This is a genomic window from Natronosalvus caseinilyticus (assembly GCF_017357105.1).
Lineage (GTDB): Archaea > Halobacteriota > Halobacteria > Halobacteriales > Natrialbaceae > Natronosalvus > Natronosalvus caseinilyticus.
The window spans coordinates 753,283-773,014 of sequence record NZ_CP071596.1; the positions used below are offsets into that span (position 1 = coordinate 753,283).

The following is a 19,732-nucleotide window of genomic DNA, read 5'->3' on the forward strand; positions in this document are numbered from 1 at the left end:
GGTGGATCGGCGCCTCGACTGGAACGCGGGGTGGTGCTAGTGCGCAAAGCGACGTTGGAACGCGAGGCGATGTAGAGCGCAACACTGCGCTGAAACGCGAGGCTCGCTAGAACACCACCTGACGATTCAGAAACCCACCACTGAACGCACCACAAAAGACACGGGCCGGCCATCGGAACGACCAGCCGCGACCCTGTATTCCCAGGTGGCCACCCCCCAGTGGCCACTCGAAGAGGCGATGGCTCGAAACGTAAACCTTTGGATAGCTTTCACACAGTGAAGCGACTGGTGTCCAGGCACACAGTGAAACGACGCCAGCCGGCGACTCCGAGGCGCGGGCGCGATCAGAGCGCGTCCTTGTACGCCTCGAGCGTCCGCTCGACGTCCTCCTCGGTGTGACCGTAACTGACGAACTGGCTCTCGAACTGGTTCTGGGAGAGGAAGATGCCCTGTTCGCGCATCTCGCCCCAGAAGATCCGCCGCCAGCGTTCGGTTTCGGCTCGTTTGACGTCGGCCGCGTTCTTCGGACAGTACTCGTAGCGCGGGCAGTCGGGATCCTGGCGACAGCCGGCTTCGCACTGGTCACCGGCCTCGAGTTCGTCTCGAGAGGGGCCCTCGCGCGTAAAGATTACTTTGAACATGCTGTCGATTCCGACCACGGTGTAATTCGGCGCCTGATCAGCGAGAATGTCGGTGAGACCGGCCCGAAGCGTCTCGCCGAGCCCGTTGACGTGGTCGTAGACGTCGTTTTCGGCCGCGAACGTGAGCGTCTCGAGGCCGGCGGCCATCGTCACGGGGTGGCCGGAGAAGGTGCCGGCCTGGAAGACCTCCCCGGTGGGCGCGAATTCCTCGATCAACTCGGCGCGGCCGCCGATGGCGCCGACGGGAAACCCGCCGCCGATGATCTTGCCGAAGGTGGTGAGGTCGGGCGTGATGCCGAAGTGACTCTGGGCGCAGCCCAGCCCGCCGACGCGAAAGCCGGTGATGACCTCGTCGAAGATCAGGAGCGAGTCGTGATCGTCGGTGAGCTCGCGAAGGGTCTCGAGGTAGCCGTCGACAGGGTGGACGATACCGTAGTTGGCGAGGATCGGTTCGACGAGGACGCCCGCGATGTCGTCGCCGTGTTCCTGGAAGACTTCGCGAACGGCCGCTTCGTCGTTGAACGGGACAGGAAGAGTGTGCTCGGCGAACGCCTGCGGGATGCCGGCGGAGGAGGGAGCGGGATGTTCGGCGTCGCCTTCGACCAGCGTCGACTCCTGGGCGCCGTGGTACCCGCCCTGCATGATGACGATCTTGTTCCGGCCGGTCGTTCCGCGGGCGAGACGGACGGCCGAGACGGTCGCTTCCGTCCCGGAGTTGACGAACCGAATCTTCTCGACGCTCGGGACGTGCCGGACGACGAACTCGGCGAGGTCAACCTCGAGTTCGGTCGGCGTACCGTACATCGGACCCTCGCTGGCCGCTCGCTGGATCGCCGCCTGGACGGGGTCGGGGAGATCGTGTCCGAGAAGCAGGGGGCCGAGACCCATGACCCAGTCGACGAGTCGGTTGCCGTCGGCGTCGACGACGTGGCCGCCGTCGCCCTTCCGAACGAAAAAGGGATACGGCTCGATGGCCGCCCGGACGGCGGAGTTGACGCCGCCGGGCATGACGGACAGCGCCCGGTCGTACAGCGCGCGTGAGCGTTCGTCGTTCATGGTATGGTCGGCGCTTTGGTCGCGGACGGCAAAGATGTACCGAGGTCTGGTTCCGTCGAGATCTGGGCTGGTGTGAGAGTGTTTGGACCGTGCCTGAAAGCGAAGTGATTCTCGAGTTGAAACGAAGGGGTGTTAGGCCCTACAGAGGTTGATATTAGATATTTGTTATTATCACGAAGAGAGGCAAAGTGAATTATTCTGAGAGGTTTGCCGGGGTTAGAACACCCCCACCCCTTCGTTTCAGGTGGAGATGGTCGAAGGGGTGGTGGGTTTCGTGGGTCGGGAGGGCTGGCTCGGTGATTGAGTGGGGACGATCTCTGCTCGAGACGGCAGGAGAAGCCGTGAGAGTCGTGAATTCGAAGAGAAGAGGCGGTCTAGTAACTCAAGCCGTCTAGAACGACGTTTCTAGTAGGGTCTAGTAACAAAAACCAACTTATCTAGTAAGATGCGTTATTTGCTAGTGCTGCGGACAAATTTCTCAGGAGGTATCTTAAACCTTCCCGTCCTAGAAACCCCTCCCACCCCCACCCCTCCATTTCGGTCTCCACCTGAAACAAAGGGGTGGGGGGTTCCCTCCAAATTCCCTCCCGGGAGATCGCGGTATCATACCCCATGATTCGTAGCTTCCGCTCACAACTCTCCCTAACCACAATCATCTCTTTTCCACTCACAACTCTCCAATCTCGTTGGGACTCCCGACGTCACCCGGTTCTCCCTCTCCCAAACCTGCGCTCCCTAGCACACCCCCTTCTTCCAATCCTTCTCCTACTCCTGCCCTTGACTTCTCCCACTCTCTGCCCTTGATTCCTCTCACCCTCCGCGTCTCGCCTCCTCCTGCTCTCTCCGTTCAAAATTGAGCCTTTCCCCAACCACTTCAAGCTGCAGCCAGTCATCACGACCCGCTCGAGGCGCCGACGTCCGGTCGCTCAATGATCGGAATCCCCAACACAATTATACGGTTCTCGTCGTTCGTCTACGTGAAACTCCGGACGATTCCCATGACATCCGACTCCGACTCCGATTCAACGGACGCTCGAGACGATCACGCAACCGTCCTCTTCGACCTCCTCGAGGGGAACGAACGCCACGTCGACTCTCTCCCCGACGGCTACTTCGACGCCGTTCGAGACGAACAACACCCCGACGCCGTCACCATGTGTTGTTCGGATTCGCGGGTCTCACAGGAAGGGATGTGGTCGATTGACCGACCTGGAGCCATCTTCACGCCGAGTACGATCGGCAACCAGATCTGGGACGTCGAGGACGGCGAGCGATTCGTCGACGGGAGCGTTCTGTACCCGATTCACTACACCGATACGGAGGCAGTCGCCGTCGTCGGTCACACCGGCTGTGGTGCCGTTACGGCCGCCTACGAGGTCGCGTCGGGCGACGAGGAACCCCCGGGCCCGCGCGGGGTCACCAAGTGGGTCGAGGCGCTCGTTCCCGTCGTCGAGTCGGGTCTCGAGAGCGAACTGGTCGATACCGATAACGGTTCCGACGAAAACGCCGACGCCGACACCGGGATTATCGACCAGCTCGTCGAGTACAACGTCCACCGACAGGTCTCCTACCTTCGAATGGCGGAATCGATTCCGTCCTCGGTCACCTGCTACGGCTTCGTCTACGACTTTCACGAAACCTACGGGTCCGAGCCGGGGCGGGCGTACCTTGTTAACCTCGACGGCGAAACCGACCCGCGGGCCATAGCGATGGACCTTCCCGATGCGTACGCCGATAGCATCTCGAGCCTGCTCTACTGATCGCGGTCGCTGCAGTCGATGCGGAGGATGATCCTTCTCACCCACGTTCCGACGGCTATCGAACGATTCTGTACTCGGAAGTAATTCGATCGCGCGACAGATTTCGTCTCGAGGCGAAACGACCCGCGGACCGAACGTTATTCGTCCTCGCGTTCGAACGCTCGAGTATGCCACAACCCCCGATCTGGGACTCGCTGTGGGGTTTCCTCGAGAACGACACCAACTTCTACTACGCCATTGGATTCCTGACGATTGCCGTCTTCGTCGTCGCGTTCGTCGCCGTCTCGCTGACCAGCTCGGTGGATCTCACCCAGGGCGGCTTCTTCGGAATCGTCGTCGGGTTCTCACTGTTCATGCTGGTCTTTTTCGTCTCGATCTTCGCCCAGCGACTCGAGGACGAGGAGTAACCGCGATTCGAAGCGGCGCCAGAATACGGCGGTAGAAGGGCTCTCGACCCCTGTCAATCGCCCATCTTGGCTGGAGGCTACATCGGAACGGTTATCCGTCTTCCCCGACTCTCTTCAGAAGCAATGGCGAAAGGAACCGTTGATTTCTTCAACGACACTGGCGGCTACGGATTCATCGAGACTGAGGACGCGGACGACGACGTTTTCTTCCACATGGAAGACGTTGGCGGTCCTGACCTGGAAGAAGGCCAGGAAATCGAGTTCGACATCGAGCAGGCCCCCAAGGGCCCGCGCGCGACGAACGTCGAGCGCCTGTAAATCGGGAATTCACTGAGGTATCGTTTTTGAACTATATTTTTACGACCGCGAGTGACGACGCCAGTACTCGTGTCGCGGTCGCGGTTCGAACCACGAACAATCATCACTGCCCCGACTCAAGTCCTAGTCCTGGATACGGTCCTCGACTACGACGAATCTCGCTCGACACGAAATGGTGCCCTCATCGACGAGAACCTTCGTCGCCGGGGCCTCGCCGACGCGGTCAAGCGTACCCCAAACTGATCCGGGTTGCTGAGTCCGAACCGTTTTGTCGCTCACGCGCTCACGACCACTATGGACGACACCGAATCCGCCGGATCGAACCCGGACCCCGAACCGACGATTCGCCGTACCGACGACGTCGAGTACGAATCCGTCGACGCTGCGGACGGACTCGCCAAAGGCGTCCTCATCGCGGCCGAACACGGGGCCCCGAACTTCGCGATTCGCCGGTTCACCCTCGAGCCAGGTGCCGAGGTTCCGCCGCACACGAACGCCGTCGAGCACGAGCAGTACGTTCTCGAAGGCGAGTACGTCGTCGGAATCGGCGACGAAGAGTACGACGTCGAAGCGGGCGACTCCCTCCTGATCCCGGCCGGAACCGTTCACTGGTACCGCAACGAAACCGACGTCGAGGGCGCGTTCCTCTGTGCGGTCCCCAACGGCGACGACGAGATCGAACTCCTCGAGTAAGCGAACCGACTCGTTTCGGCCGGCCTAAATCAACGCACTTTTAAACTGTTAGGCTAGCCTAAAACGCATGACTTCGAATCGAACGCGACGGGCGGTTCTGGCGACAGGGACGGCGGCGCTCGTCGGCCTCGCGGGGTGCGTGAGCGGTACCGGCCGGGAGGAAGATCCTGATTCTAACGACGGAAACGGCAACGGCAACGAGACAGGGAACGAAAACTCGAGCGACACTGATGAAAACGAAGGTAACGGTTCCTATTCGGTCACGATGGAACCCGTCGGCACCCTCGAGTTCGACCAGCCGCCCGAACGGTGGGCGACGTACTTCCCCGGGTACGCGGACATGGGTGTTACGCTCGGCGTCGGCGATGGTCTCCTCTCGGTCGGGAATCTCCCCCGCTATCACACCCAGCACTACGACGAACTCGAGGGCGTCTCCGTCGAGAAGGACGACCTCGTCCAGCTAATCGGCGAGGGCGGCATCGACAAGGAGGTGTTCTACGAACTCGAGGCCGACCTCCACCTGATGGACCCGAACTGGCTGATCGAAAACGGCGCGTTCAACCTCGAACAGTCCGACGTAGACGAGATTTCGACGGAAATCGCGCCGTTCATGGGAAACGTCATTTTCCGACAGACCGACCCGTGGCACGACTACCGGTACTACTCGCTGTACGAGGCCTTCGAGATCGTCGCCCAGATCTTCCAGCGCGAGGAGCGCTACGAGGCGTTCAAATCGTTCCACGACGAGTTCATCGCGGACGTCCAGGCGGAGTTACCGCCTGAATCCGAGCGCCCGAGCGCCCTGCTCGTCTGGGGCGGCGAGGAGCCCGAAGCGTTCTCGCCGTACCGGCTCGGCGAGGGAACGAGCAAGAAACAGTGGCGCGACCTCGGCATCGGAGACGCCCTCGAGGGAACCGGCGTCGACGGACTGAGCACGGACGACCGCGGTCAGATCGACTACGAGACGATGCTCGAGGTCGACCCCGACGTACTCCTCGTGCGCGGACACGAGGCCAAGTCCGCCGAAGAATTCGAGGACTCCGTGCTCGCGTTCATGCAGGATCACCCCATGGCGAGCGATCTCGCCGCCGTCCAGAACGAGCGCGTGTTCCGCGGTGGTCCGCTCTACCAGGGCCCCATCATCAACCTGTTCACGACGGAACGCGCCGCACTGGAACTGTTCCCCGATCGGTTCGAGGGCGACCTGTTCGACCGCGAGCGAGTCGCCGAAATCGTCACTGACGGGCCCTGAAATGGGTGACTCGAGGACGTCACAGGAACTATCCGCGCGACTCGAGAGCTACGAGTGGATAGACGCTCGACTGGTCGGGGTCGCCATCGGGAGCGTGGCGGTCGTGCTCGTCTCGCTGTTCGTCCAGGTGAGCTTTGGGGTGTACTCGATGTCCATCACGGAGGCGTGGTACGCCGTCCTCGACGCCGACGTCTGGTACGACGAGCGGGTGTTGCTGTCGTTCCTCCTCGGCGAGGACCTAATGCGGACCGTGCTGTTCGTGCCCGAGAGTTACGAACTCCCCAACCTGGCGCGGAACACGACGATCGTCTGGAACGGCCGCTTGCCGCGGGTACTCGCGGCGGTGCTGGTCGGATCGAATCTCGCGATATCCGGGGCGATCTTCCAGGCGGTCACGCGCAACGAACTCGCGAGTCCGTACATCCTCGGGGTCTCCTCGGGCGCCGGGCTGGCGATCTTGCTTACGCTCGTGATCTTCTCGGGGATGACGGCGTTGCTCCCGATTAGCGCGGCTTTCGGCGGTGCGCTCGCGTTCGTCCTCGTCTACGCTATCGCCTGGAAGGGCGGAACCAACCCCGTGCGACTCGTACTCGCGGGCGTGATCGTCGGCACCGTCTTCAACTCGCTCCAGACGGCCCTCCTCCTGTTCGCTCAGGACATGGCGACCGTGCAGACGGCCATCTCCTGGACGACCGGGACGCTCACCGGCGCGGACTGGGACGAGGTTCGACTCGTCCTTCCCTGGACGATCCTCACGTCGATCCTCGCCCTGGCGGGCGCGAGGCAGTTGAACGTCCTCCTGCTGGGAGAACGAACCGCTGGCGCGCTCGGAATGTCCGTCGAGCGCGTCCGGTTCGGCCTCTCGGGAATCGCTATCGTGGCGGCGTCGTCGTCGATCGCCGCGGCGGGCATCGTCGGCTTCGTCGGACTCATTGTCCCTCACGCCGTACGGACGCTCGTGGGCTCGGATTACAAACGCCTGATCGTGGGCTGTCTGTTCGTCGGTCCGGCGTTGCTGGTCGCCGCCGACGTCGGTGCGCGACTGGGCATGGCCGTCCTCTTCGGCAGCACCAACCAGCTCCCGGTCGGTATCCTGACCGGCCTGATCGGCGGCCCGTACTTCCTGTACCTGATGCGTAGACGCAAGCATCTGGGTGATCTCTAAGCATGAAACGCCTGCCAACCTTCCGTGGGAGCGATCGAGAGGAGGAGACGGACGCGACGGACGCAACCGACGCTGAACCCGAAAACGCCCCGGAGACTGACGACGAAAGGACCAGCTCGAGCTCCGTACGAACGTCGAGTCTTGAATCCACCTCGACGACCGATGGTGCCGAGGAGGGACAGGAGGTCGAGGGTGTTGAAGCAGGACAGGACTCGGTCGAATCGGACGACTCGAGCGTCCCCGAAGCAACGCGGGCGTCCTCGAACACCGCCCGACCTGTACGAACGGGAAGCGAACTCGTCGGCACGGACCTCGAGATCGGTTACCCCGACACCGACGAACCGGTCGTCGAGTGCGAGCGGATCGACCTCCCCGCTGGGGAAGTGACGGCCCTCGTGGGACCCAACGGGAGCGGAAAGTCGACGCTCCTGAAGTCGCTCGCCCGTCAGCTGGCACCCGACCGGGGCGCCGTCCTCCTGGACGGGGACGACACCGACGAATTCGGGAAGAAGGCCTTCGCCCGGCAGGTCGGCCTCCTCTCCCAGGAACACGACTCGCCGGGGAGCATCACCGTCGAGGAACTGGTTTACCACGGCCGCTATCCCTACCGCGGGTTCTTCGACGCGGTCGACGAGGCGGACGCGGAAGCCGTGGACCGCGCCATCGACCTGGCTGGCGTCGACCACCTCCGTGAAGCCGACGTCGGGAGCCTCAGCGGCGGCCAGAAGCAACTGGTCTGGATCGCGATGAGCTTAGCCCAGGAGACCGACGTCCTCTTGCTCGACGAACCGACGACCTACCTCGACTTACACCACCAGCTTCGGGTGCTCGAGGTCGTCGACGCACTGACGACCGAACGCGACGTGACGGTCGGCGTCGTCCTGCACGACATCGGTCAGGCGGCCCGCTACGCGGACAACCTGGTCGCACTCAGAGACGGCAGCGTCTACGACTGGGGCCCGCCGGACGAGGTGGTCACGGACGTCCTGCTCGAGGAGGTCTTCGGCGTGGTCGCGACCGTTGGCTACGGCGAGGAGGGGCCGATCATCCAGCCCCACCATCCGGTCGACCGCTGACGACGCGCGAGTGCGCTCGAGGGTCATCGGGACCGGCCTGTTTGCCGCTCGACGTCTCGGCCGCGCAACGCTCGCTCGAGCCGCGTTGAACGGGAGAAAACCGAGGAAAACGGCCGCCAAATGGCGCCAAACCCCGGAAAACCGATTCCACCGAGTTGCTGCTTGAAGTGGGTCTGGCGACCAGAGTCGAGTGCAGCCATGAACCGAACAACGCTGATCGCAGCCGTGCTGGCAGTGCTCGTGGTAACGACCGGCTTCGCCGCCGCAGTACCCGGAAATGCGCCAACGTCCGTGGGTGCGGGCGACGACAGCTCCGACGTTCCAGCGGACGATCGCGCCGGTGCTGACGACCGTGTCGACGACCGAGCCGAGGACCGCGGCGAGAACGCAGATACTGACGACGACCGACGCGGGAACGCCGCTGGCGCCGACCGTAGTGCGGACGCTCGCCAGGGACAGGGTCCGAACGTCGACCTCCCCGCGCAGGTTTCCGATCACGTTTCCGCGATCCACGACCGAATCGCGGCCTTCCTGAACGGCAGCCTCGAGGGCACGCTCGGCGAGGCGATCCGTGACGTGACGCCGAACGATGAGGAGGAGACGGACGAGCAGGAGTCCGACGAACGCGACGAACGTAACGAGGCCGACGACGACACCGACGAAGGTGACGAGCAGGAAGCCGACGAAAACGACGATACTGACGATAGCGACGACGAAAACGACGAAAACGACGAAAATGACGAAGGACGCGAAGACACGGAAGACGCTAACGACGACGCCGAGAAGTCGGACGACACCGACGAATAATACTGAATCTTCGACCCACTCCACGGAGTCATCGACTCTCGAGGTGGACGTAACGGATCCTGAACCACGTCCAACCTGAGACGTTCTTCCGACCTTCGAGACAGTTCGATACCGTCTCGACCGGCTGTTTTACAAAATTTAAACATAACCAAAGCGACTCGAACCGGCTGACAGTTCCTTTCCAGTCCGAGTCCGACTCGATAGCTGCGATACGAACTCCGTTACTAGCCGCCTCTCTCGTTCTCACTTTCGTGTATTTTAAGCGACGTGGCAAGCATCGACTCGTATGAACCGTCGCGTCGGCGCAATTGTCCTGGTGGTCTTGCTCTGCTTCTCCGGCGTCGGACCGACAGCAGGCGTATTCGGGACGACCGTGGCCGGAGCGACGCAACCCGAATCGAACGCGTTCCAGCAGGACCAGATCGACGCCGACGAGGTCCGGATGGACGTCGCTATTCAGTCCGACGGGACCGCCGAGTGGACCCTCGAGTTCTGGATTCGGCTCGACGACGACGAGAGCGAGACGGCATTCGAATCGTTGCGCCAGGACATCCGCGATGATCCCGACAATTACACGCAATCGTTCGCCGACCGGATGACCGAGACGGCCGCGACGGCGAGTGAAGCGACGGGTCGGGAGATGACCGTCGACGGGTTCGATGTGGAGACCCAGCGGCAGTCGCTCGCGCGCGAGTACGGCGTCGTCAGGTACACGTTCGACTGGCACGGCTTCGCCGCCGTCGAAGACGGCGAGATCCGCGTCGGCGACGCTATCGAAGGGATCTATCTCGACGAGGGGACGAGATTGCTCGTCGAGTGGCCGGAGGGCTACGAACGCACCGCGGTCGCACCCGATCCCGACGACGAACGCGACCGCGCGGTGATCTGGCGCGGCGGCGAGACCGATTTCGTCTCCGGGGAGCCTCGAGTGGTCCTCGCCGCCGGTGGGGGCCCGAGCACGACGACCATGGTCGCTGCTGCGCTCGTCGTCGTCGCACTCGCCGCCGGTGGGGCCTGGTGGTATCGAAACCGCGACCAGCCAGCCGGCCAGGACGGCGGCAGCGGGGATACGGTCACCCACTCAGGTGTACAGGCGGCGGATCGAGTCGACGAAACCGGCGCCGACCTCGGCGACTCCGGGGACGAATCGGGAACTCGAGACGGACCAGCGTCTGAACCGCCGGCCGATCGGTCGACGTCGCCGCTCGATCAGTCGGCGTCATCGGCCGATCAGCCAACGTCACCGGCCGAACAATCGACGTCGCCCGCCGTCGGAACGCCTGACGTGGAACTTCTAAGCAACGAAGAGCAGGTCATCCACCTCCTCGAGTCCAGTGGCGGCCGGATGAAACAGCAGTCGGTCGTCGAGGAACTCGACTGGACGGACGCGAAAACCAGCAAAGTCGTCACTGGCCTCCGCGAGGAGGGCAAACTCGAGTCCTTCCGACTGGGTCGGGAAAACGTGCTCTCGCTTCCGGAGGTGGAGGGCCCGGGAGGGGTGGATTCCGAGCGTGGCGACTCGTCGGCAACCGGTGGTGGCGGTGGTGACGGTGATGACGGAGGCGACGGAGATAACGGAGGTCACGGAGATGACGGACGACCGTGACCCGCTCGGCCGTCCGTCTCGAGTCTGCGGCGATGGCAATGCCGGAACCGCCAGAACCGGCAAATCGACGAAATCGATAGACGGAACCGAATCGAAAACGGCGTTGAATCGCGTTGATGGTCGTTGATCCGGGGCCATCGACTCCAACGTATATCGTCGAACCAGTTCAATATCCACCAATGAATCGACGCACATCGATGGCACTGACGATTGCCCTATTCGTCGTGGCGGTAGCGGTTCCATTCGCGGCGGCGAGCGTCGTCCCGAACGGCGCCGTGCAGGAGGAATCCGACACCGAGAACGAATCGGTCGCCCCCGGCGAACAGCTCTCGGCCGCCGTCGGCGTCCAGGACGCCGACCTCGAGGGCGACGTCTCCGAACGAGCGTTCGGTCTCGAACTGGCGAACGCCGAGTCCGACGAGGCGAAGGCGGCGATCATCGCCGAGCGCCACGGAGCAGACGAAAGTCGTCTCGAGGACCTCGAGGGGAGACTCGAAACACTCAACGAGTCCCGCGAGGCGGGCGAGATCAGCGAGGGGCGCTATCGCGCCGAGGTCGCCAAGGTCGTCGCCGAGATGGGGAGCGTCGAGCGACGTGCGGCGATCGCCGCGAACGCCGCCGGTGAGTTGCCGACCGACGTTCTCTCGGCGCAGGGCGTCGACGTCGAGGAGATTCGGACGCTCCGGGAGCGTGCTGGCGAGCGCGGAGGACCGGACACTGCAGCGACGGCGCGGTCGATTGCCGGCGAGGGCGTCGGCCAGCCGATGGACGACCGGTCGCCCGACGGCGGCAACGAACCGGCTCGAGACGGCGGGAACGAGAGCGCCGACACGGGATCGTCGCAGGGACGGTAATTTCGAGCAATCGCTGAACGGACAGTACTCTCGAGCAATCGTCGGCGGGAGAACTCGACATCGAAACCTGCTCTCGATACCGCTCCTCGCATTTTGCCTCGACTCGAGGTTTTTGCGCGCTGACAGAACGGTCACTGAGTCGCCCGGATTAAACTATAGTTATTATAGTGTGGATGCACTGGCGATCGACCGAGTCCGAACCGCTCAAGTACGCTACGCTGTTACTGACGGGCGTGTCAAAACAGGTCCCCGAGGTCGAGACGCTCTTTTGTCACGAGACCGGGAACGACTACCTCGTGGTGGTCACCCGGGACGGAAAGCGGCTGTTCCGGGCAAAACTCGGCGTCTCGGAGACCTCGGCAGGACCACGACCCGCGAAGTTTCGCGTCAAGCGTAACTCGAGCGAGGAGCCCCGTCAGCCCGACGAGTTCGTCGATCTCGCTCGTCGCGCCGGCCGCATCCGCATCTCCGAGCAGACCTCCCGGGGGAGTCGTCGGGAACTCGAGGACATGTTCGCGGGCTATCAGCTCGAGGAGAAGACGAAGGTCGTCCGGACCTGTCGGTACTGTGCGTCTTCGGGCCGATACTCCCCAATCACGACCGAGACGGCGATCAAGGACGACGAGGACTGGATCTGCACCGACTGTGCGGCCCGCGAACTCGAGCGGGAACTCTCCTACGTCGGGAACGTGACGGGGGCGGCGAAGGACCGCCTCGAGGAGCTGATGCTCGAGGTGCAGGATCTCCAGCGGATCACGAACCTGCTGAAGGGGCGACTCGATCCGGACCTCACGAAGTTCGACACCATCTCGGCGACGACCGACGAGGTCGATCCGGTGGGCGTCGACACCCTCAATCTGCATCCGGGCCTGCAGGATTTGCTCGAGGACCGGTTCGACACCCTGTTGCCGGTCCAGAGCCTCTCGGTCGAGAACGGCCTGTTCGACGGTGACGACCAGCTGGTCGTGAGCGCCACGGCAACCGGGAAGACCCTCGTAGGGGAGCTCGCGGGGCTCAACCGCGTGCTCAACGGCAAGGGCAAACTGCTCTTTCTCGTGCCCCTCGTCGCGCTGGCCAACCAGAAGTACGAGGACTTCCAGGACGAGTACGGCCACCTCGTGGACGTCTCCATTCGCGTCGGCGCGAGCCGAATTGCCGACTCGGGCAACCAGTTCGACCCGAACGCAGACGTCATCGTCGGCACCTACGAGGGAATCGACCACGCACTCCGGACGGGCAAGGACATGGGTGACATCGGCACCGTCGTCATCGACGAGGTTCACACGCTCAAGGAAGAAGAACGGGGTCACCGCCTCGACGGCCTCATCTCGAGGCTGAAGTACACGGCCGAAAAGCGCGCGGCGGCCCGCGAGAACTACGGCGGCGCCCAGTGGATCTACCTCTCGGCGACCGTCGGCAACGCCGAACAGCTGGGGGCGGCGCTCGAGGCCACCCTCATCGAGTTCGAGGAGCGCCCGGTTCCCATCGAACGCCACGTCACCTTCGCCGACGGTCGCGAAAAGGTCAACGTCGAGAACAAACTCGTGAGACGCGAGTTCGACACCGAGTCCTCGAAGGGGTATCGGGGCCAGACGATCATCTTCACCAACTCCCGCAGGCGGTGTCACGAAATTTCGCGAAAGCTCGAGTACAACGCCGCGCCGTACCACGCGGGGCTCGATTACCGGCGGCGAAAGCGCGTCGAGAAGATGTTCGCCGACCAGGACCTCGCGGCGGTCGTCACCACCGCAGCGCTGGCGGCGGGCGTCGACTTCCCGGCCTCGCAGGTGATCTTCGACTCGCTGGCGATGGGCATCGAGTGGCTCTCGGTCCAGGAGTTCCACCAGATGCTCGGGCGGGCGGGACGCCCGGACTACCACGACCAGGGGACCGTCTACGTCCTCGTCGAACCCGATTGCAGCTACCACAACTCGATGGAGATGACCGAGGACGAGGTGGCCTTCAAGCTCCTCAAGGGGGAGATGGAGCCGGTGATGACCCACTACGACGAGGACGGCGCCATCGAAGAGACCCTGGCGAACATTACGGTCGGTGGGAAGGCGGCGAAGGCGCTCAACGACCGGATGCTCGGCGAGGTGCCGACGACCCACGCCATCGGCAAGTTGCTCGAGTACGACTTCATCGACGGCTTCTCGCCGACGCCGCTGGGGCGAGTGGTCACGGAACACTTCCTCTCGCCGGGGGAGGCGTTCGCCATCGTCGACGGCATCCGCAAGGACGCCCATCCCTACGACCTGATCGCTGACATCGAGTTGCGGGAATCCGATCTGTAACGGTTTTCGGGTCTGTCGACGCCTGAAGCAGTCTGTGTGTATTTGTTGTGATTCTCGAGACCGCGTTTCAGTGAGCACGACGTGCTGTGGCTCGAAACTCCTCGAATTGTTCGAATGGTCCGAAAGGCTCGAGATGGTCGTCTGACGAGCGCTTCCCATCTCTCCGTTTGACTGCTCCCGACTAACGATCAGTGCAGGTGAGTTACTAACTCTCTGTCGACCAATCTATCAGACCAAAACCAACAGGAATATGATGACAATCGGCGGTGTCGCTACCAGCACGAAAATGTGCCGCCAGGTACCGTATGGCGGTTCCGAAACCTCTCTCGAGCGTCGATTCCACTCGTAGGCAATCCACGAACCCAGAATAACCGCCAGTATTGCGAGTAGTGCAATGGTGAACATCACGAAACTCCACCCAACCAGAACGTCGAACAGTCCAAATCCAGCGACCGTTCCCAGAATACCTCCTCCCAGGTGTGAATCCGTCGGAAGGTGAAGACTGCGACCCAAGAACACGACCCCGAGTGTAACCAGCGCAAACCAGGCGGCTGGAAGCACAACCGAAAGAGACGGGGACACCAAGGGTACATCACTGTTATTTATTATCAGATAAAGAATTCCAACCGGAACAACCAGACCGTAAATGAAGGCTATTCCGAAGAGGACAACATCTGGTTTATCACTCATACTGTAAAATATCATCTACTCTCCTATATTTGTTTACTAGCTGTAGTGTCTGTGGGATTCAACCATTATCCGTACGAGATGGGAGTCGAAATGGAGGACTAAGTTGCACTTTCGAGAAGAGTACACTGTGTGGCCCCTCGAGATACGGAAGCCGTAAAAATCGGAGGAACGGACACTCGAGACCAGTTCGCCGCCTTCCACACGCTTATTCGCGTTCCTGTGTAATTTCAACCCATGACGGACGTACTGATCGTCGGCGGCGGTCCAGCCGGATTGAGCGCGGCCCTGTTCACCGGAAAGAACGGCCTCGAGACGACCGTCTACGACACGGACGCGACGTGGATGCACAAGGCTCACCTGTTCAACTACCCGGGCGTCCAGTCGATGGACGGTTCCCGGTACCTCGAGACCCTCCGCGAGCAGGTCGACGACTTCGGCGTCGACCGTCAGCAGGGCGTGGAAGTCACGGGCGTCGAGTCCACGGGCGACGGCTACCGCGTCACGACCGAAGACGGCGAGGAGACGGCCCCCTACCTCGTGCTCGCGACGGGTGCCAACCGCGACCTCGCGGAGGACCTGGGCTGTGACTTCACGGACGATGACGTCGTCGACGTCGATATCACGATGGAGACCAGCCTCGAGAACGCCTACGCGACGGGGGCGATGGGGCGTGCCGAGGAGTGGCAGGCGGTCATCTCGGCGGGCGACGGTGCGGCGGCGGCGCTCAACATCCTGACGAAGGAGAAGGGCGAGCACTACCACGACTTCGACGTGCCGGACGACGCGAAGTCGCTGTTCGGCTCGCTGGTGGACGACGGCGACGAGTAACGTACTCTCGAAACGCTCGAGTTCCGGACTCGCGCTTCCGTATTCGGTTCTAGACTCGGGCAGACTGCACCCGTTCTATTCAGTTCTCGCCGTTGTCGATGGCCGTCTCGAACCCCTCGTCGGTTCGGACGACGCCAGCGGCACAGACCGCATACTCGAACTCGGCCTCGAGTACCTCGCTCGCCGCGTCCAGGGCGTCCGTTGGCTCGAACTCGAACACTTCCGGCGTATTTTTCTCGTAGGTGGCCACGAGTGTCGGCTCCTCGACGGTTTCGACGAGCAGGGCGTCCCGACGGACGGTGGCGATCAGAGCCTCGCCGTCGGCGTCGATGGTCGCCGCGATTCGGGGCGTGTCGTAGTCGTCTTTCTCGAAGTCTAGCGCGAGCAACGCGGTGGCGAGGGCGTCTCGAGCGGGGTAGCCAAGCTCGAGTTTCTCCGCGATGGGGTCGACGTGGGAGCCGTTGCCGAAGGCGACCGTTTCGCCGGTCGGCGTCTCGACGACGCGCAGGCAGTTGTAGGCGACGTAGGGGTTGTCCGTCTCGGGCGCGTCGGGGGTGGGGCCGACGGTGAGTGCGTCCTCGCGGGCAGTAATCTGGCGATTGGGAAACGAGCGGGAGGAGACGCGGTAGGCGCCCGCGTCCGGGCCGACGACGACGAATCGTCCGACGTACATACGCGTTCGTGTGTATCTCGAGGGAAAATAGGTGTCGATGTATGCACGACCGTCCCGCTTCAGCACCGCCACCGATGTCGGCCGGGCGCTCCCACCCGCTGTCAGTCGTCCCGCCCCCGATTTTATCATCCTGTGAGCGAAACGCTCGCGTATGCAACCCGTCGAGATCAACGCCCTCGAGCCCGTCGAATTCGCCGACGGTGGCCGGCGGCGGGAACTCTCGAGGGCACTTGAAACGTCGGACCTCGCGATCAACGAGTACCGGATCCCGCCAGGCGGGGAGTTTCCGGGTGGCTTGCACGCACACCTCGATCAGGAGGAGGTGTTCGTGGTCCTGTCGGGCGTTGCGACGTTCGAGACGCTGTCGGGTATCGTGACCGTCGCGGAACACGAGGCGGTGCGATTCGGTTGCGGAACCTTTCAGTCCGGCAAAAACGGTGGTGACGCGGAACTGGTGGTGCTGGCACTCGGCGCACCACGGGAATCCGAGGACGTCCGGGTACCTGCCTCTTGTCCGGATTGTGGGAACGAACCCCTGCGACTGCGAACCGACGAGGGGACGGTCACGTTCGAGTGTCCGAACTGCGACAGGACGTTCGACCCTGGCCGCTGCCCCGTCTGTGGGGGCGAGGACCTCGCGTTCGCTCGAGGAACAGGCGTCGACGGCAGCATCGAGTCGGCGGTCGTTCGCTGTCGCGACTGCGAGGAGACGTTCGAAGAGCCACCCCTTTCCGAGCAATGATCGTCCCGCCCGGCCCGAGACGACAGCCATAAGTAGTGGCCGCGCGAATCTGGTTCTGCGCTCGCAGACCCATGGGGTAGCGGCCAATCCTGAAGCCTTCTGGGGGCTTCGACCCAGGTTCGAATCCTGGTGGGTCTACTTCTCACACTTCGACTCGAGTTCGATCGTAGCCCTTGCTAGCGGTTTCCACTCGAAATGAAGGGGTTCTCTCATCGAAATTACTGCCGAGAAGCGGGGTGTACACCAGAAGGTTTAGACGGTGGCACGACCTGAAAACCCGTATGCGACGACGTACGGTTCTCGAGGCGGTCGGGATCGCTTCGATATCGGGTCTATCGGGCTGTCTCGGATCGATCCTCGAGGACGAGGACTCGCCCGGTGGAGACGCGACGACCGACGAGGGCTACGAGACAGAATCGCAGGGCGGCCAGACCGTCCCGCTGGTCCCGCTCGAGGACGCCTACGAGTGGTACGAGGCCGACGAGGCGGAGTTCCTCGACACGCGCGGGGCGGGACAGTACGGCGCCTCGCACATCGAAGGGGCACACCTGAGCACGGCGCCTGACGGCGTCGAGGACGACCCCACGACGGAGTGGAGCGAGGACACCCGGATCGTCACCTACTGCGGGTGCCCGCACTCGCTGGCCGTCCTCCGGGCGAGCGAACTGCTCGCGAACGGCTTCGAGAACGTCTACGCGCTCGACGAGGGGTACAACGGGTGGACCGACGCGGGCTATCCGATCGAAGGCGAGAGCGCCGAGTCCATCCCGACCTACGAGATCGTCGGCCGATCCTCGCCGGACCACGAGGGGGAGTACGTCTGGCTCTCGACACTCGACGAGTCCCAGCAGGAAATTTCGCAGGTCGAGGCCGACGGCTCCTACGAACTCCTCGTCCGCTTCGCTGACGTCGACGAGGACACCGTTCTGTCGCTCGAAGCACCGGACTACGCCCTCGAGGCGACCCTCGGCGAGTTGACGAGCGGCGTCGTGGACGCCTGACGGACGTTCAACGTTTTTCACCTCGGATTCTGTACCGGTTCGCATGCCCTCCGATCGACTCGTACTCTCCACCCGGATGGCGGTCTCCGTCGTTGCGCTCGCCGCGGTGACCGTCGCGTTCCTGGCCGGCGTCTGGCTGATCTTCTACGGGGCGCTTCTCGCCGCCGGGTTCGGTGGTGCGGCGCCAATCGCCGGTCTCGTGACGGTCGCGACCCTCCTGTGCATCGGGTTCCTCGAGTACCACCAGCGGGAAACGATCGAGCGTATGGCGGACGCCCACCCGGTCGACCGGGAGGCGGCGCCGGAGCTCTACCGCGTCGCGACGCGAGTCGCCGCCCAGCTCGACGTTCCTGCACCGGCGATCGCCGTCTCGCCACGGTCGGCCCCCGAGGCGACTCTCGTCGGACTCTGTCCCCGATCCATGCACCTCGTCCTCTCGACGGGAACGCTCGACGCCCTCGAGGATCCCGCTGAACTCGAGGCGGTGATCGCCCACGAACTCGCCCACGTCGCGAACCGGGACGGGATGGTGATGACGGCGATCTCACTCCCCGTCGTCCTTGCCGACGGCGTCCGGTCGCGAATCACGGCGTTCGAGAACCCCGGCTGGTTCGTCGTCGTCATCGTCCCGCTGGGACTCGTGTCGACCGTCGTCTTGCTCGTCGGTCGGTTCCTGACGGCACACCTCTCGCGGGCACGAGAACGGGCCGCCGACCGCGCCGTGATCGACGTCACCGGGTCGCCTGCAGCCCTGGCCAGCGCCCTCGCACGCCTCGACCGATCGATCGCCGAGACGCCCGACCGCGACCTGCGAGCCGTTTCGGGGATATCCTCGCTGTCGATCCTGCCCCTCGAGCCAGCGGAACTCGAGAAGGTCATGCTCGGGCCAGAGGGCGACGTCGAACCGTCGTTCTGGTGGCTCCGCGCGCGACTGCACCGCCTCGAGCGGCGGTTCTTCGGGACGCACCCGCCGACGGCGAACCGCATCGAAGCCCTCTCCGCGTCCGCGTCGATTCGAGACGGCCCGCGCACCGAATTGTCCTGAACAGTCAGATCGGCTGACCGAGGGTTTAGGGTGCTCGAGCCCCTATTACTGTCGAATAGCCCGACGACCGAATCCACCACTATCGACGCATCCATGAACACAGTCGCGTCACCGAAAGCATCGCTCCCCCTCCCGCCCCGCCGACACCTCGACGACCGGTCGGTCCGGGCGAGAACCGATCGTATGTCCGTACTCCCGCTCGGCGACGGCCTCTACGAGGTCGAGGCCGGCAGCGGCGCAACCTACCTGGTCGACCTCGAGGCCGGCCGGTGTACCTGCCCGGATCACGTCTTCCGGGACGCCCGGTGTAAGCACGTCCGCCGAATCGCCATCGAGATTACCGAGGGACGGACGCCGCCGCCGGGCCAGCTCGCCGTCCCCTGTTTCGACTGTGGCGACCCGACGTTCGTCGACGAGGACGGCCCGGAAGCCGACGGTCCGGCCTACTGCGACGAGCACGCCGTCTACCCCGGCGACCGCGTCCGCGACCGGGAAACCGGCGACCGCCTGACGGTCGTCGACGTCTCGGACCTTCGGGCGGACGCCGTCCACATCAGCGCCGCCGACACCTCAGTCGCGGACTACGTCACCAACAGGCGCTACGACCCCGACGTGCCGGTCGTCGGCGCGGTGTACCCCCACGCAACGGTCGCTCGAAACGGCCCCGTTCCCGAGTCGCTGCGCGTGTACGTCTTCCCGCGGACGCGCCTCGAGAAGGTCTGAGCCTGAGCCTCCAGGTCCGAGCCTGGGCCTCCTCTGAACCCGTTCTCATCCCCGAGGGCGCCAGCGACTGCCGAAAACGAGGCGCAACGCCCTACCCGTTG

19 protein-coding genes and 1 tRNA gene are annotated in these 19,732 nt (G+C 63.5%); 17 read left to right on the plus strand and 3 right to left on the minus strand.

Annotated elements, in window-relative coordinates:
- Positions 1–344 precede the first annotated feature (344 nt).
- Positions 345–1,697: a glutamate-1-semialdehyde 2,1-aminomutase gene (gene hemL / locus J1N60_RS03635; RefSeq protein ID WP_312910778.1), complete on the minus strand. Its 1,353-nt coding sequence runs from the start codon at positions 1,695–1,697 to the stop codon at positions 345–347.
- Between the two features lie 998 nt (positions 1,698–2,695).
- On the opposite strand from hemL, the gene J1N60_RS03640 reads away from it, so the two are divergent.
- From J1N60_RS03640 to J1N60_RS03690, 11 genes are all read left to right on the plus strand, one after another.
- Complete coding sequence (locus tag J1N60_RS03640; protein ID WP_312910780.1) at positions 2,696–3,457, plus strand: carbonic anhydrase; 762 nt, start codon at positions 2,696–2,698, stop codon at positions 3,455–3,457.
- A 167-nt stretch (positions 3,458–3,624) separates the two neighbouring features.
- On the plus strand, positions 3,625–3,864 hold the full coding sequence (locus J1N60_RS03645) for a hypothetical protein (protein WP_312910782.1): 240 nt from the start codon (positions 3,625–3,627) through the stop codon (positions 3,862–3,864).
- A 123-nt stretch (positions 3,865–3,987) separates the two neighbouring features.
- On the plus strand, positions 3,988–4,182 hold the full coding sequence (locus tag J1N60_RS03650; RefSeq protein ID WP_252701219.1) for a cold-shock protein: 195 nt from the start codon (positions 3,988–3,990) through the stop codon (positions 4,180–4,182).
- A 294-nt stretch (positions 4,183–4,476) separates the two neighbouring features.
- Positions 4,477–4,875 carry a cupin domain-containing protein gene (locus tag J1N60_RS03655; RefSeq protein ID WP_312910783.1) on the plus strand — a complete coding sequence of 133 codons (399 nt, stop codon included), beginning with the start codon at positions 4,477–4,479 and terminating at the stop codon, positions 4,873–4,875.
- Between the two features lie 67 nt (positions 4,876–4,942).
- A complete protein-coding gene (locus J1N60_RS03660; protein ID WP_312910785.1) occupies positions 4,943–6,127 on the plus strand; it encodes an ABC transporter substrate-binding protein in 1,185 nt (394 codons plus the stop codon).
- Between the two features lies 1 nt (position 6,128).
- Positions 6,129–7,292: a FecCD family ABC transporter permease gene (locus J1N60_RS03665; protein ID WP_312910787.1), complete on the plus strand. Its 1,164-nt coding sequence runs from the start codon at positions 6,129–6,131 to the stop codon at positions 7,290–7,292.
- Between the two features lie 2 nt (positions 7,293–7,294).
- Positions 7,295–8,368 carry an ABC transporter ATP-binding protein gene (locus tag J1N60_RS03670; RefSeq protein ID WP_312910789.1) on the plus strand — a complete coding sequence of 358 codons (1,074 nt, stop codon included), beginning with the start codon at positions 7,295–7,297 and terminating at the stop codon, positions 8,366–8,368.
- 198 nt (positions 8,369–8,566) lie between these two features.
- Entirely contained in the window at positions 8,567–9,175 is a 609-nt protein-coding gene (locus J1N60_RS03675; RefSeq protein WP_312910791.1) for a hypothetical protein, read from the plus strand.
- A 286-nt stretch (positions 9,176–9,461) separates the two neighbouring features.
- On the plus strand, positions 9,462–10,781 hold the full coding sequence (locus tag J1N60_RS03680) for a DUF7345 domain-containing protein (RefSeq protein ID WP_312910793.1): 1,320 nt from the start codon (positions 9,462–9,464) through the stop codon (positions 10,779–10,781).
- Between the two features lie 179 nt (positions 10,782–10,960).
- The gene (locus J1N60_RS03685) at positions 10,961–11,635 is read left to right on the plus strand and encodes a hypothetical protein (protein ID WP_312910795.1); all 675 of its coding nucleotides are present in this window, start codon (positions 10,961–10,963) and stop codon (positions 11,633–11,635) included.
- A 233-nt stretch (positions 11,636–11,868) separates the two neighbouring features.
- Complete coding sequence (locus tag J1N60_RS03690; protein WP_312910797.1) at positions 11,869–13,929, plus strand: DEAD/DEAH box helicase; 2,061 nt, start codon at positions 11,869–11,871, stop codon at positions 13,927–13,929.
- Between the two features lie 228 nt (positions 13,930–14,157).
- On the opposite strand, the gene J1N60_RS03695 is transcribed toward J1N60_RS03690, so the two are convergent.
- Positions 14,158–14,619, minus strand: coding sequence for a hypothetical protein (locus J1N60_RS03695; RefSeq protein WP_312910799.1), 462 nt, complete (start codon positions 14,617–14,619; stop codon positions 14,158–14,160).
- Between the two features lie 234 nt (positions 14,620–14,853).
- On the opposite strand from J1N60_RS03695, the gene J1N60_RS03700 reads away from it, so the two are divergent.
- On the plus strand, positions 14,854–15,447 hold the full coding sequence (locus J1N60_RS03700) for an NAD(P)/FAD-dependent oxidoreductase (protein WP_312910801.1): 594 nt from the start codon (positions 14,854–14,856) through the stop codon (positions 15,445–15,447).
- 79 nt (positions 15,448–15,526) lie between these two features.
- Here J1N60_RS03700 and J1N60_RS03705 read toward each other — a convergent pair whose 3' ends face one another.
- Positions 15,527–16,120, minus strand: a complete 594-nt coding sequence (locus tag J1N60_RS03705; protein ID WP_312910803.1) for an IMP cyclohydrolase — start codon at positions 16,118–16,120, stop codon at positions 15,527–15,529.
- Positions 16,121–16,271: 151 nt separating this feature from the next.
- Here J1N60_RS03705 and J1N60_RS03710 point away from each other — a divergent pair, with 151 nt between their 5' ends.
- The 5 genes from J1N60_RS03710 to J1N60_RS03730 all read left to right on the plus strand — a co-directional run bounded on the left by J1N60_RS03710 (position 16,272) and on the right by J1N60_RS03730 (position 19,631).
- Entirely contained in the window at positions 16,272–16,862 is a 591-nt protein-coding gene (locus J1N60_RS03710) for a cupin (RefSeq protein ID WP_312910805.1), read from the plus strand.
- A gap of 65 nt (positions 16,863–16,927) precedes the next feature.
- A tRNA-Gln gene (locus J1N60_RS03715) sits at positions 16,928–17,000 on the plus strand.
- Positions 17,001–17,143: 143 nt separating this feature from the next.
- On the plus strand, positions 17,144–17,863 hold the full coding sequence (locus J1N60_RS03720; RefSeq protein WP_312910807.1) for a rhodanese-like domain-containing protein: 720 nt from the start codon (positions 17,144–17,146) through the stop codon (positions 17,861–17,863).
- 43 nt (positions 17,864–17,906) lie between these two features.
- Entirely contained in the window at positions 17,907–18,908 is a 1,002-nt protein-coding gene (locus J1N60_RS03725; protein WP_312910809.1) for a M48 family metalloprotease, read from the plus strand.
- A gap of 93 nt (positions 18,909–19,001) precedes the next feature.
- The gene (locus J1N60_RS03730) at positions 19,002–19,631 is read left to right on the plus strand and encodes an SWIM zinc finger family protein (protein ID WP_312910810.1); all 630 of its coding nucleotides are present in this window, start codon (positions 19,002–19,004) and stop codon (positions 19,629–19,631) included.
- Positions 19,632–19,732 lie beyond the last annotated feature (101 nt).